The 14,740-nt window shown below is 42.6% G+C and carries 12 protein-coding genes; all 12 read left to right on the top strand.

Going from position 1 to position 14,740, the window contains the following annotated elements; all coding sequences use genetic code 11:
• Positions 1–5 precede the first annotated feature (5 nt).
• The 12 genes from purM to gatC all read left to right on the top strand — a co-directional run bounded on the left by purM (position 6) and on the right by gatC (position 14,730).
• Positions 6–1,064, top strand: coding sequence for a phosphoribosylformylglycinamidine cyclo-ligase (gene purM, locus D3873_RS10775; protein WP_119884026.1), 1,059 nt, complete (start codon positions 6–8; stop codon positions 1,062–1,064).
• A complete protein-coding gene (purN, locus tag D3873_RS10770; RefSeq protein ID WP_119884025.1) occupies positions 1,057–1,635 on the top strand; it encodes a phosphoribosylglycinamide formyltransferase in 579 nt (192 codons plus the stop codon). The genes purM and purN overlap by 8 nt, the downstream gene beginning before the upstream one ends.
• Entirely contained in the window at positions 1,636–3,168 is a 1,533-nt protein-coding gene (purH, locus tag D3873_RS10765; RefSeq protein ID WP_119884024.1) for a bifunctional phosphoribosylaminoimidazolecarboxamide formyltransferase/IMP cyclohydrolase, read from the top strand.
• Between the two features lie 188 nt (positions 3,169–3,356).
• Positions 3,357–4,616, top strand: coding sequence for a phosphoribosylamine--glycine ligase (gene purD, locus D3873_RS10760; protein ID WP_119884023.1), 1,260 nt, complete (start codon positions 3,357–3,359; stop codon positions 4,614–4,616).
• An 85-nt stretch (positions 4,617–4,701) separates the two neighbouring features.
• Positions 4,702–6,441, top strand: a complete 1,740-nt coding sequence (locus tag D3873_RS10755; RefSeq protein WP_119884022.1) for an adenine deaminase C-terminal domain-containing protein — start codon at positions 4,702–4,704, stop codon at positions 6,439–6,441.
• A 7-nt stretch (positions 6,442–6,448) separates the two neighbouring features.
• Positions 6,449–7,501, top strand: a complete 1,053-nt coding sequence (locus D3873_RS10750; protein ID WP_119884021.1) for a DUF3048 domain-containing protein — start codon at positions 6,449–6,451, stop codon at positions 7,499–7,501.
• A 23-nt stretch (positions 7,502–7,524) separates the two neighbouring features.
• The gene (locus D3873_RS10745) at positions 7,525–7,848 is read left to right on the top strand and encodes a YerC/YecD family TrpR-related protein (RefSeq protein WP_119884020.1); all 324 of its coding nucleotides are present in this window, start codon (positions 7,525–7,527) and stop codon (positions 7,846–7,848) included.
• A 401-nt stretch (positions 7,849–8,249) separates the two neighbouring features.
• Positions 8,250–8,948 (top strand): heptaprenylglyceryl phosphate synthase, encoded by a 699-nt coding sequence (gene pcrB, locus D3873_RS10740; protein ID WP_119884019.1) that lies wholly within the window; start codon positions 8,250–8,252, stop codon positions 8,946–8,948.
• Between the two features lie 35 nt (positions 8,949–8,983).
• Entirely contained in the window at positions 8,984–11,212 is a 2,229-nt protein-coding gene (pcrA, locus tag D3873_RS10735) for a DNA helicase PcrA (protein WP_119884018.1), read from the top strand.
• Positions 11,213–11,233: 21 nt separating this feature from the next.
• A complete protein-coding gene (gene ligA / locus D3873_RS10730; RefSeq protein WP_119884017.1) occupies positions 11,234–13,237 on the top strand; it encodes an NAD-dependent DNA ligase LigA in 2,004 nt (667 codons plus the stop codon).
• 16 nt (positions 13,238–13,253) lie between these two features.
• Complete coding sequence (locus D3873_RS10725) at positions 13,254–14,423, top strand: CamS family sex pheromone protein (RefSeq protein ID WP_338014654.1); 1,170 nt, start codon at positions 13,254–13,256, stop codon at positions 14,421–14,423.
• Positions 14,424–14,439: 16 nt separating this feature from the next.
• Positions 14,440–14,730, top strand: a complete 291-nt coding sequence (gatC, locus tag D3873_RS10720) for an Asp-tRNA(Asn)/Glu-tRNA(Gln) amidotransferase subunit GatC (RefSeq protein WP_119884016.1) — start codon at positions 14,440–14,442, stop codon at positions 14,728–14,730.
• The last annotated feature ends 10 nt before the right edge of the window (positions 14,731–14,740 follow it).

Below are 14,740 nucleotides of genomic sequence, written 5' to 3'. Positions count from 1 at the left end.
GAATCATGTCAAATGCGTATGAAAAAGCCGGTGTTAACATCGAAGCTGGTTATGAAGCGGTGAATCGCATGAAATCACATGTCGCACGGACTGCAAGAGCAGGCGTACTTGGAACATTCGGTGGTTTTGGAGGAATTTTTGACTTAAGTAGCTTGAACTTAAAAGAACCTGTGCTGATTTCAGGGACGGACGGCGTCGGAACAAAACTCCGTCTAGCGTTTGATCTTGGTAATCATTCCACTATCGGCATTGACTGTGTGGCGATGTGTGTAAACGATATCGTGGCTCAGGGTGCAGAGCCGTTGTACTTCTTAGACTATTTAGCGGTTGGAAAAGCACAACCTGCCATGATAGAACAAATTGTTGCTGGAATTGCAGATGGTTGTGTACAAGCGGGAGCTGCCTTAATTGGTGGAGAAACGGCGGAAATGCCGGGATTCTACGAAGAAGATGAATACGACGTTGCTGGTTTTGCAGTAGGAGCTTGTGAGAAATCGTCGATCGTCACTGGCGAAAAAATCCGAGTTGGAGATACACTTATTGGTTTTTCTTCTTCAGGCGTGCATTCGAACGGATTTTCACTCGTTCGAAAAATACTCGCTGATCATCAGCTATCTTTAAACGAGCGGATTGCTGGTTATGACTCTCTTGGCATCATCGGTGAAAATCTTCTTACACCGACAAAAATGTATGCCAAGTCTGCGCTTGCTGTGTTGAAAGAAGTGCCGGTACATGGAATGGCGCATATTACGGGTGGTGGTTTTATCGAAAATTTACCACGTATGATGCCAGAAGGTCTAACAGCGCATATTGAACTGGGAAGTTGGCCAGTATTAAATGTCTTTCATTTCATAAAAGAAAAGGGTCACTTGCAGGACGCCGATTTGTACAACGTATTTAATATGGGAATTGGATTTGTTCTTGCGGTTGCATCAGAGCATGCTGATCGCGTCATCGCACTTGCGGAAGAACACGGGGAGAATGCATACGTTATTGGCGAAGTGATGGAAGGCACGAGCGTAACGTTTTCAGGCGAGCACGACGGGAGTTTACTACATGGCTAAACACGTACGGTTTGCTGTTTTTGCGTCTGGCAATGGCTCGAATTTTCAAGCACTTGCGGACGCAGTAGCAAACAAAAAATTGGACGCACACCTTGTGCTCCTTGTCACAGATCGTCCGGGCAGTTTCGCTACGGTACGCGCAAAACAACTTGGAATAGAGTGGGTGGAACTTTCGCCACGTGATTTTTCGGAAAAAGCGGAATACGAAGAAGCGATTTTAGCTGAATTGCAGAAGCGGAAAGTTGAATGGATTGTATTAGCAGGTTATATGCGCTTAATTGGTCCCACGTTACTTTCTGCTTTTCCAAATCGGATCGTGAACATTCATCCATCGCTTCTTCCACTATATCCTGGAAAAGATGCTATCGGACAAGCCATTCAAGATGGGGCAAGTATTACCGGTGTGACAGTGCATTATGTGGATGCGGGAATGGATACAGGTCCTGTGATTTCCTCGCAGAAAATTACAATTGACGGGCATTCACGACAAGAAATGGAATCGATGATTCATCAAGTGGAACACCAACTATATCCGACAACATTGTCGGAATTATGGGGAGGAAATAAGTAGATGAAGCGCGCATTAATTAGCTTATCGGATAAAACGGGAAGTGTTTCATTCGCTAAAAAGTTAGTGGAAATGGGATTTGACATACTTTCAACAGGTGGAACAAAAAAGTATTTAGAAGAACATGGAGTTCCTGTTACGCCTGTTGAGGATGTGACAAACTTTCCGGAAATACTTGGTGGTCGGGTGAAAACGTTGCACCCATTCATCCACGGAGGATTATTAGCGGACACGGCGAATGACCAGCATGTAGCGGAAATGAACGAGCACAACATTCCGCCAATTCAAGTAGTGTGTGTGAATTTATACCCTTTCCAACAAACGATTGAAAATCCACAAGTGAGCTACGAGGATGCAGTGGAAAATGTCGACATCGGTGGTCCGACGATGCTACGATCTGCTGCGAAAAATCACGCTTCTGTCACAGTTGTGGTAGATCCATCTGACTATGATATCGTTGTCGCGGAATGGAACGAATCAGGTTCGACATCTCTTGAAACACGTAAACGACTAGCAGCGAAAGTATTTCGTCATACTGCAGCATACGACTCTATTATTGCGAATTACTTCTCCAAGGAAGTCGGAGAAGTATTCCCAGAGAAACTTTCGTTCACGTATGAGAAAAAGCAAACGCTTCGCTATGGAGAAAACCCGCATCAACAAGCGGCTTTTTACAAACAGCCACTTGGTACATCGTTTTCCATTGCCGCTGCTACACAACTTCATGGGAAAGAACTTTCGTACAATAACATTCAAGATGCTAATGCAGCGCTTCAAATCATCCGAGATTTCGAACAACCTACTGCCGTTGCCGTCAAACATATGAATCCTTGTGGCGTCGCGACGAGCACAACTCTCGCTCATGCATTTGACGAAGTAGTTAAAGCGGATCCGGTATCCATTTTTGGTGGGATTGTTGCACTTAACCGTGAAGTAGATGAAGATACAGCTGAACAATTACAAGACATTTTTCTAGAAATTATTATTGCTCCTTCTTTCTCCAAAGAAGCCATGGAGCGATTGACTCGTAAGAAAAATATTCGCCTACTGACACTCGATTTTTCATCCGCCTCTTCTCATGAGTGGAAACTAGTATCGGTTGAAGGTGGATTGCTAGTACAAGAACAAGATCGCAAGACATCTTCACAAGCGGACTGGAAGGTAGTGACGGATCGAACTCCGACGGAAGAAGAATATCGCGCACTCGCTTTAGCATGGAATGTCGTGAAGCATGTGAAATCGAATGCGATTGTTTTGGGCAATGAAACACGAACCATTGGTATCGGAGCTGGGCAGATGAACCGAGTAGGAGCAGCTAAAATAGCGATTGAACAAGCAGCGGAACTTGCAGACGGTGCAGTTCTTGCTTCAGATGCCTTCTTTCCGATGAATGATACGGTTGAACTTGCCGCTAAAGCGGGGATCAAAGCAATTATTCAACCAGGGGGATCGGTAAAAGACCAAGATTCCATCGACATGGCTAACAACTATGGCATCGCCATGGTGATGACCGGAACAAGACACTTTAATCACTAAGATGTTAGAAGAATCGATCGTGTGTGACGGAGAATCGATCGCATGCACCGGAGCATCAATCGCGTGTGCCCGAGAATCGATAGAGTGTGCCCGAGAATCGATCGTTCACATTCTCGGTATCGGTTTTTTGTGTTCATCTCTAGGGTATTGTTTCATGAAAGCGACGTCCAAATCTTAGGAGGCAACAGATGAATGTACTTGTCATAGGTAGTGGCGGAAGAGAGCATGCTATCGTTAAAAAATTTCGTCAAGCGACTTCCGTTTCGAAAATTTATGTAGCTCCAGGCAACGACGGGATGTATTTCGATGCAACGTGCGTTCCAATAGAAGCTACAGATATAGAAGCTCTTCTTTCATTTGCCAAAGAGAAGGAAATCGATTTGACATTTGTTGGGCCAGAACAAGCGTTGTCTGAAGGTATTGTCGATGCGTTTCAATCCGAAGAACTAGTTATTTTCGGTCCGACAAAAGCGGCGGCGATGTTAGAAAGCAGTAAGTCTTTTGCGAAGGATTTTATGAAAAAATACGACATTCCAACGGCTGCATATGAAACATTTGAATCGATTGAATCAGCGAAGCAGTATGCAGATATGCTTGGAGCACCATGTGTGATTAAGGCAGACGGCTTAGCTGCTGGAAAAGGTGTCGTTGTTGCAGAATCGTTAGAGGAAGCGCATGCGGCAATCGATGAAATGCTTGGTCAAGCTAAGTTTGGAGATGCCTCTTCGAAAATTGTCATAGAAGAGTTTTTAGATGGTCAAGAGTTCTCGTTTATGTCATTTGTTCATCAAGGTCACATTTATCCAATGCCAATTGCACAAGATCATAAACGTGCTTTAGACGGAGACGAAGGGCCCAATACTGGTGGAATGGGTGCGTATTCTCCTGTACCGCAAATCTCGGAGGAATTGATCGCTAAGGCGCACGAAACGGTAGTCGTGCCAACCGTTCAAGCTATGGAGAAAGAAGGAACTCCTTTTACTGGAGTACTGTATGCTGGCTTAATCGCAACGACCTCGGGCCCCAAAGTAATAGAGTTTAATGTACGATTCGGGGATCCAGAAACACAAGTGGTATTGCCAAGATTAACATCGGATTTTGGTGCGTTTTTGCAAGCGCTTCTTCGTGAAGAAGAGTATGCGATTGAATGGTCCGATAAAGCTCGTTTAGGAATCGTCATTGCGGCAAAAGGCTACCCAGAGAAAGCGGTGACAGGATATGCTTTGCCTTCTCTTGAATCGGAACAAGACGATGTTGAACTGTTTTTTGCGGGAGTAAAAAACGTGCAAGGACGATTTGAATCTTCAGGTGGCCGTGTGTTGTTAGTAAGTGGAATAGGCGACACATTAGAAGAGGCGAAAAAAAGTGCCTACCGGTTTGTCGAAAATAGAGAATGGGACGGGTTTCATTACCGAAAAGACATAGGATGGCGTGTCACAGAAAACTGAATTTTCAAAAATGCGGGTAGGAAGAACGATTTCGCTATGCTAGTATAAGATATAGAGCGCTTACAAGCAGCAGGGAGTGTCGAATATGCAAGCACCCGCATGGAAAATTGATGAAATAAGAGAACAAATTCAAATTATTGATGGCAAAAAGAGTCCATCGATGTTAGTGAAAAACGCAACGTATTTACATAGTGTCTTCAAGACATGGGAGAGGGGGAATATCTGGATCGACGGCGATCGTATCGTGTATGTCGGACCAGAGCTTCCTCTTGTTTTAGATGGAACGGAAATTATCGACGCCACTCCTTTCAAAATCGTTCCGGGATATATCGAACCACATGTTCACCCCTTCCAATTATATAATCCTCAAACATTCGGTCAGTATGCAGCTTCCCGAGGTACGACCACATTTTTAGCCGATAATTTGATGCTTTTTTTAAGTCTGGAGAATGAAAGCGTTTTCGAGCTACTGGATGAGTTGAAAAAGCAACCATTTACGTACTATTGGTGGGCAAGATTTGATTCTCAAACAGTTCTTGCTAATGAAGATGAATTGTTTCATTCGAGGTCAATAGGCGACTGGTTAGAGCGCCCTGATGTGTTAATGGGTGGGGAGTTAACCGGTTGGACAAGGTTGCTCGCAGGCGATGATCAGATGCTATATTGGTTACAAATGGCAAAACGAAAAGGCAAGAAAATTGAAGGTCATTTTCCTGGTGCATCCGATAAAACATTAACTAGAATGCGATTATTCGGTGCTGACGGAGATCATGAATCGATGACGGTAGAGGAAGTGGAAAGACGTCTCCGTCACGGCTATGGTGTCACGTTACGACATTCTTCTATTCGTCCAGATTTACCGCACCTTTTAAAAAGTATTGTGGAAAAAGGATGGAATGTATTCGATCATTTAATGATGACAACAGACGGATCAACGCCTTCTTTTCATTTAGACGGGGTAATGGATAAGTGTATTCAAGCCGCTCTAGATGCTGGCGTTTCCCCAATTGATGCCTATCAAATGGCTTCCTATAATGCGGCGCGTTATTATAATATGTCTCACTTGCATGGCATGGTAGCGACTGGTCGTATCGCACATTTGAACTTTTTATCTTCGGAGAATGAACCAACTCCTGTTCGAGTTTTAGCCTCAGGACAATGGCTGAAAACCGAAGAAGGAGTTGCACCAATCCAAGAAAAAATGGACTGGTCGGTCCTTGGAACGCTTGAACTCGATTTCGAATTAGTAGAAGACGATTTTGACTTTTCGATGCCGCTTGGTATTGAAATGGTCAATGACGTTATCACAAAACCGTATGCAGTATCGACGAATTTGGGTGAAAATTCATTACCAAAGGATACTGAAGAACTATTTTTAATGCTAGTAGACCGAAAAGGAAAATGGCATGTGAACACCATTATAAAAGGCTTTGGAAGCTCCATCGAAGGGTTTGCGTCGTCATATTCGAATACGGGAGATATTATCTTAATTGGAAAAAGCAAATCCGCCATGAAAGCAGCGTTCGATTCGCTGAAAGAGAGAAAAGGTGGAATCGTCTTGCTTGAAAATGGCGAAGTGGTCACGCATTTGCCACTCGCAATTGATGGTAGCTTGTCTGATCAACCGTTTGAGGTGTTAGTCGAACAAGAACTTGCGTTAAAAGAAGAATTGACGAAACGAGGTTTCCGTCATGGTGACGCGATTTACACGTTGTTATTTTTGCAATCGACGCATCTACCATATGTTCGAATCACGCAAAAAGGGTTATACGACGTTATGAAAAAAGAAGTGCTCATTCCATCATTCATGCGTACGGGGGGATAACGATAACATGAAAAAATTGGGGATAGGTTTGTTTGTTGTGTTGTTAATAGCTACAGGGTGCAATAAAAAAGAAGAGACAGAAAAGCCTGTAGTAGCGCCAATCGAAGAAGAAGTGGTAATAGACGAGCCGGCAGCAGAAGAACCGGAAATGTTGCCATACGTGGAGCCTTTTACTGGTGTAAGAGTGGAAAACGAGCCGACTACTCGTCCAGTATTAGTGACAATCAATAATCATCCCGACGCTCGTCCGCAGTCCGGTATAGCGGATGCAGATATGGTGTACGAGATGATAGCAGAAGGCGGCGTCACTCGTTTCCTTGCTTTATTTCAAAGTGAACTACCAGAAGAAATTGGACCGGTTCGAAGTGCACGAGATTATTTCATTGAAATTGCAAAGGGCCTGGATGCATTTTACGTTGCACATGGCTATAGCCCGGATGCTCAACGTCTTTTACGTGCTGGGGTCGTCGACAATATAAACGGGATGCAATATGATGGGTCGTTGTTTACACGCTCCAGTGAACGACGAGCTCCGCATAATTCCTATACATCTGCCAATCAAATTTTAGACGGTTTTGATCGCACGAATGCGGAGAAAGAAATTCGTGAAACACCTCCTTATTCGTACTATGATTCTGCAGAGGGTGCAAAAATTGGTGACCTAGCTTCGGTTATCGATGTTCGATACGGAGGATCCGAGGCATTTCACAACATGTATACGTACGATCCTGTTCTGCACACGTACGAACGTAAATCGGGTGGAATTTTAACGACCGATAAAGCAACACTTGAAAAAGTGGCGCTTTCCAACGTGATTTTCTTCGAGGTGAATCATTCCACCATTGACAAGGCTGGACGACAACAGCTAGATTTAACTTCAGGTGGACAAGCTTACTTGTTTCAAGCGGGAGTGATGAAAGAAGTAGAATGGCAGTCAATAGATGGCGTTCTAGTTCCGATGGATGATGGATTGCCAGCAAAATTAGTGCCAGGAAAAACATGGATTCATCTCATTCCAAGCAAGCCAGGACTCGAAAGTATGGTATCGTATACACCATAAGGCATATTAAGGGAGGACCTTCCATGCAAGTAAATAAAATAAGAGGTCATCAAACGGACCAACTTTTTAAAGCCGTGTTGGAATTAAAAGATTTAGAAGAATGTTACCGCTTTTTTGACGATATATGCACAATCAGTGAAATCCAATCACTCGCACAACGTTTTGAAGTCGCACATTTGTTGCGCCTAAAGAAAACATACGAAGTGATTAAAAACGAAACTGGCGCAAGCACAGCTACCATTTCACGCGTACGCCGCTGTTTCGATTATGGGAATGATACATACGATGAAATGCTCGGTCGATTGTATCCAGATGAAAAACCATTCCAAGCACCGAAAGAGAAATAATTTGGTCAATGCTCCATTTCCCCCGAGATTTATCGAGGGAGTGGAGTTTTTACGTTCTAGTGGCTTGAAATTTCCCATAGAACGCTTGAAATTTCCCATAGAATGCTTGAAATTCCCATAGAACGCTTGAAATTTCCCATAGAACGCTTGAAATTTCCCAAAGAACGCTTGGAATTTCCCAAAGGAACGAAAAACTTCCCATAGAGATAGTCAATTTTCCCATAGACTACAGAGAATTTCCCATAGACGCTTCGAGGTCGCACATATTTGATATTATTAATAATTTGCGCGCATCTGTATCTTCAGTTAAATTTCTTCCAATATGCCCTCAAGTCATTTTTTCATTCCCTATAGAACGTGTTATAATGTAGGAATGCAATTAGAGAGTTAGGGGATATTAGATGGAAATTTCAAGTTGGCGTCACGCATTTAAATTGGATCCTGCAAAAACGATTTCGGATGAGTCACTAGAAAGAGTGTGCGAATCTGGAACGGACGGAATTATTATCGGTGGAACAGATGATATTACACTGGAAGGTGTTTTAGATTTACTGATGAGAGTTCGTCGTTTTACGGTTCCAGTTGCGCTTGAGATTTCTTCGATGGATGCTATTTCTCCTGGTTTTGACTACTATTTTATTCCCACGGTGCTCAATAGTTCCTCTACAAAATGGATGAAAGATTTGCATGTTTCTGCGATTAAAGAATTCGGTCATATGATTCAGTGGCATGAGATGATTATGGAAGGTTATTGTATATTAAATCCTTCTTGCAAAGCGGCAATCGCGACAGAAGCGGATACTTCATTAACCGAAGAGGAAGTAATTGCCCATGCGGTATTAGCGGAAAAAGTATTCCGACTACCTGTCTTTTACATGGAGTATAGCGGAATGTACGGAGATCCCGTTTTGGTGAATAAAGTGAAACGAAATTTAGATACGACTCAATTGTTTTACGGTGGTGGTATAGATGGACCGGACAAAGCGGCGGAAATGGCTGCCATTGCGGACACCATCATCGTTGGAAATAGTATATATGATCAATTCGAAGAGGCATTAAAAACGGTAGCCGCTGTAAAAAATTCACACGCAACCTATTAATCCCTTCTGAAATTTAGATTTAAGGCGGTGCACATGTGGAAGTATTAGTGAAAAGTTTACTGAACGGGATGAATCCAGAACAGGAAAAAGCCGTTCGTACAACAGAAGGACCTTTGTTAATCATGGCAGGGGCAGGTTCTGGAAAGACACGAGTGTTAACACATCGCATTGCGTATCTTGTGGTAGAAAAAGATGTGTACCCTTCGAAAATTTTAGCCATTACGTTTACCAACAAAGCGGCACGTGAAATGCGTGATCGTGTGGATGGATTACTTGGTAATGGTACATCTCAAAGCATGTGGGTATCCACATTTCACTCGATGTGCGTACGCATTCTTCGTCGCGACATTGACCGCATTGGGTATAACAAAAACTTCTCCATATTAGATGGTGGAGATCAACAAACTGTTGTGAAAAATGTGTTAAAAGAGCTAAACATTGATCCGAAAAAATACGATCCTCGTTCGATGCTAAATGCGATTAGTTCTGCGAAAAATGAAGGAATTGATGCTGATACGTTTAAGGGTCAAATCAATTCGGCGAATCCGTATGAACGTACGATTTCCGAGGTTTATAGTGCATATGAAAAACGTCTTCGTCGAAATCAGTCACTGGATTTTGACGATTTAATCATGATGACAACCACACTTTTCAAACGCGTCCCAGAAGTGTTGGAGTTTTATCAAAACAAATTCCAATACATTCACGTGGATGAGTATCAGGATACGAATAAGGCGCAGTATGAGCTTGTGCAAATGCTTGCGAAAAAGTTTCAAAATCTATGTGTCGTAGGTGACTCCGATCAATCGATTTACCGCTGGCGTGGAGCAGATATTCAAAATATCCTATCGTTTGAAAAAGATTATCCGAATGCGAAAGTAATTATGCTTGAACAAAATTACCGTTCCACAAAGCATATTTTGAAAGCTGCAAATGACGTGATTCAAAATAATGCAGGTCGTTATAAAAAGAATTTACGTACGGATAATCAATCTGGGGACGCTATTCGTTTATTTAAAGCCTCAAACGAGCAACAAGAAGCACAATTCATTGTCAAAACCATTCAAGAACTGATGGCAAAAGAAAATCGCCCGTATGATGATTTCGCCGTCCTATACCGCACAAATGCACAGTCTCGTGTGATGGAGGAAGTGCTCGTTAAATCGAACATCTCCTACAATATCGTCGGCGGAACAAAATTCTATGATCGAAAAGAAATTAAAGATTTGTTAGCGTATTTACGACTCATCGCGAATAATGATGACGATTTATCACTTGCACGTGTGATTAATGAACCGAAACGAAATATAGGAGCAACTTCTTTTGAACGAATTGCGACGTTTGCGTTAGAACAAGATCGCTCCATTTTGGATGCTCTTCGTGAAGTCGATTTTATGGGACTTGCTGCACGTGCCGCTAACTCGGCTGCTGCTTTTTATGAATTAATCCATAATTTCACACAACAACAAGAATATTTGTCTGTCACCGAACTAGTAGAGCAAGTTCTGGATAAAACAGGCTATCGCAATATGTTACAAACCGAGAAAACAATTGAAGCAGAGACACGTCTTGAGAATATTGAAGAGTTTTTATCTGTAACGAAAACATTCGAAGAACGCTCCGATGATAAGTCCCTTATCGCATTCCTAACCGATTTAGCTCTCATTTCGGATTTGGACAAAGCAGAAGAAGAGGAAGACAAGTCAAAAGGACAAGTTATATTGATGACCATGCATGCAGCAAAAGGATTAGAATTTCCCGTCGTTTTTATCATGGGTCTAGAAGAAAATGTATTCCCACACTCTCGTTCTATTGGAGACGATGAAGAGATGGAAGAAGAACGACGACTTGCTTATGTAGGTATTACGCGAGCAGAACAGAAACTCTATTTAACTTGCGCAAGTTCAAGAACACTCTTTGGACGAACAAATTACAATGGTCCATCCCGCTTTATCAATGAGATTTCACCCGATATCCTAGAAGAAATCGGAGCGGAGGCACGAGTTGTTCGTTCAGAAGGTTCTCGTTTTGGCACATCTACAACGAAAACTCGTGCAGCTGTATCTCGACCAACCTACAAGCAGTCTGGTGGAGAAAAAGCTGGATGGCAAGTTGGAGACAAAGCGAAACACGGCAAGTGGGGCGTTGGAACCGTTGTCAGCGTGAAAGGGGCAGGAGAAGCGATGGAATTAGACATTGCCTTCCCAAGTCCGACAGGCATTAAGCGTTTACTCGCAAAATTTGCACCAATTGAAAAAGTGTAATCGTAAACGGAGGGAAATTCGATGAATCCGGAAGAGCTGAAACAGCGTGTAAAAGAGTTACACCAACAGCTACATGATATGGGATACGCTTATTATGTGTTAGATAAACCGATTGTGTCAGATGCTGTGTATGATCAGTATTTAAATGAATTAATCTCGATTGAAGAACAAAATCCAGATCTAATTTTGCCGGATTCACCCACCCAGCGTGTTGGTGGAAAAGTGTTAGAAGGGTTTCAAAAAGTCACCCATCGTTATCCGATGTTAAGTCTAGCGAATGCTTTTGGTCGGGATGACTTGGACGAATTTGATCGACGAATTCGTGCCGTTATAGGAGATAATGTCGAATACGTATGTGAGTTAAAAATTGATGGGCTTGCCATCTCCTTACAATACGAAGATGGGGCGTTTGTTCAAGGAGCTACCCGTGGAGACGGTCAAATAGGTGAAGATATTACGGAAAATCTTCGAACCATTCGTTCCATTCCGCTACGATTGAAAGAAAATGTCAGTATTGAAGTTCGTGGCGAAGCTTACATGCCTAAAAAATCGTTTAATGGGTTAAATGAAGCTCGAGAAGCAAATGGTGAAGAGAAATTTGCAAACCCTCGAAATGCAGCAGCAGGTTCTTTGCGTCAACTGGATACAAAACTTGCAGCACAACGAAATTTAGCGATTTTTATTTATGGTATTGGTGGAGACGGCGAAGCGTATCAAATCGATTCACATGCCGAGGCACTCGATTATTTAGACACACTTCATTTCCCGACAAACAAAGAACGTCGCACGTGTACGACGATTGATGAAGTGGAAGCCTATATTCAAGAATGGACGGAAAAAAGAGCGTCGCTTCCATATGAAATTGATGGCATCGTCATTAAAGTAAATCGATATATGCACCAGCAAGAGCTAGGGTTTACAGCAAAAAGCCCTCGTTGGGCGGTTGCCTACAAATTCCCGGCAGAAGAAGTTACAACGAAACTCCGTGACATTGAATTGACGGTAGGTCGAACGGGAGTCATTACACCGACTGCCATATTAGATCCGGTGTTAGTTGCTGGTACAACAGTTGGTCGTGCTTCTCTTCACAATGAAGACCTAATTCGTGAAAAAGATATTCGCATTGGGGATACGGTCATTATTCGTAAAGCAGGCGATATCATACCTGAAGTTGTGTCAGTGTTGGAAAATGAACGAGACGGTTCAGAAGCAGAATTTCATATGCCAACGGAATGTCCTGTGTGTGAGAGTGAGCTTGTTCGAGTTGAAGGGGAAGTTGCCCTACGATGCGTCAATCCACAATGTCCTGCACAAGTGACAGAAGGAATTATTCACTTCGTTTCCCGCAATGCGATGAATATTGATGGACTTGGGGAAAAAGTGGTGGAACAACTCTTTAGAGAGTCGCTGATCGAAGATGTGTCAGATCTTTATTCCCTTACAAAAGAAACGCTTCTTCCGCTGGAGCGCATGGGCGAGAAATCAGCAGAGAATTTGGTCGCTGCTATTGAAGCATCGAAACAAAATTCGCTCGAGCGCGTCCTATTTGGACTCGGTATTCGTCACGTCGGGGAAAAAGCAGCGAAAATTCTAGCGAGTGAATTCGAAACGATGGACAAGCTTATGCAAGCAGACGAGTCGCAGCTAACCGCCATTCATGAAATTGGCGAGAAAATGGCGAATTCGATTGTGCAGTTTTTTGATAATGAAGAAGTACAACAGCTAATCGAGCGACTGAAAAATGCCGGGGTGAATATGACGTATCTTGGAAAACGTCAAGCAATTCCGGAAGATTCATCGTGGGCAGGAAAGACAGTCGTTTTAACAGGGAAATTGTCACAGCTTACACGCCAAGAAGCAAAAGATAAATTAGAAGCGCTCGGTGCGACTGTTACAGGAAGTGTCAGCAAAAAAACAGATTTAGTGATTGCAGGTGAAGAAGCTGGTTCTAAATTAGATAAGGCAAATTCACTTGGTATTGAAGTCTGGACAGAACAACAAATGATGGATGAAATAGACGTATAAAGGAGTCCTTCCACACATGATAAAAAAAATGAGCTGGATTCCAGGAGTATTAAGCCTAATGCTTTTGGGAGGCTGTATGCCTTCTTTAAATAATGATACAGAAGTCGTGACGGATAATGAAGAAGACACGGATGTTGCTACAACGATTATTCCAAACAACCAAATTTCGTCGAATTACTACCGTACCTTACTACCTTTTAAAGAAAGCGCTAGTCAAGGTTTAACCGTTTCCAATATAGGGACGAAATACGACATACAAGAAGTCGATAATGGGTTAATGCGGTTATCTAAAAGAACGTTCTCCCCGGAAAAATATTTTTTCCAAGAAGGACAGTATTTGGACCGGGATACGGTTGTAGAATGGCTGGGTAGGTTAAATGCCGAAGACCCCTTTACTGGAGAAAAGAACGAAGTGGGTTTAAATCCGCAGGCAAGTCCTGATATGCCTTTAGATGAACGGGCAAAAAAAGCACCGTTGTATTTAGCACACATCGTAGAACAAGATTATTTAGAACGGGCAAATGAAAACAACGTTCGCCTAGCTGGAATCTCGATTGGACTTGCGATGAATTCCATTTATTATTATCGAGATGAAAATGGCACACAGTTTCAAGAACCAATTCCGGAAGATGCGATGATTAAACAAGGCCAGAAAATGGCGAATGAGATTGTCTCCCGTATGCGTCAGATTGACGGTTTAGCGGATATTCCAATTCGCGTGGGTCTATTTAAACAACAATCGCGAGATGCTATTGTTCCAGGTACTTATTTTGCTACTGGTATAGCAGCAGGGGGCAAGGGCTCCGTTGACAATTGGGAAAAAATTAACGAAGAATATGTTTTATTCCCTCAACCAGAGTCCAATGAAAAGTACCGAGGCGCAAGCGAGTTCTTCCAAAACTTTAAACAAGATATCGACAAGTACTTTACACGATATACTAGTGTGATTGGGACCGGCTATTACCAAAGCGATGAAATCAAAAGCTTTGCCATTGAAATTCCCGTTCAATTTTATAGCGAAGCAGAAGTTATTGGGTTTACACAATACACGACTGGACTTGTCGTGGATCATTTCCCGGTTGACCTAGAGGTGGAAGTGAACATCTCGTCCATTAATGGTCCGGAAGCGTTAATCTTTAAAAAAGCTGGAAAAGAAGAACCTGAAGTTCATATTTATACACGATAATAACGGAGGTGCCACTTTGGCGAATATATCAAAAGAAGAAGTAAAACACGTTGCGCACTTAGCACGACTCGCGATTACAGATGAAGAAGCAACAAAATTTGCTGGCCAATTACAAGCCATTACGAATTTTGCAGAAGAATTAAACGAAATCGATACAACGAATGTTCCTCCTACTACGCATGTCCTTCCAATGGTAAACGTGCTTCGTGAAGACGTATCTGTACCTGGACTTGATCGAGATAAAATGATGTTAAATGTAAAAGAACAAGAAAACGGACAAGTAAAAGTTCCATCCATTCTAGAGTAGATAAAGGTAG

The organism is Paenisporosarcina cavernae (genome assembly GCF_003595195.1).
In the GTDB taxonomy this organism is placed as follows: domain Bacteria; phylum Bacillota; class Bacilli; order Bacillales_A; family Planococcaceae; genus Paenisporosarcina; species Paenisporosarcina cavernae.
Note: the sequence above shows the minus strand (reverse complement) of the source record. Positions and strands in the feature narration are given on the sequence as shown.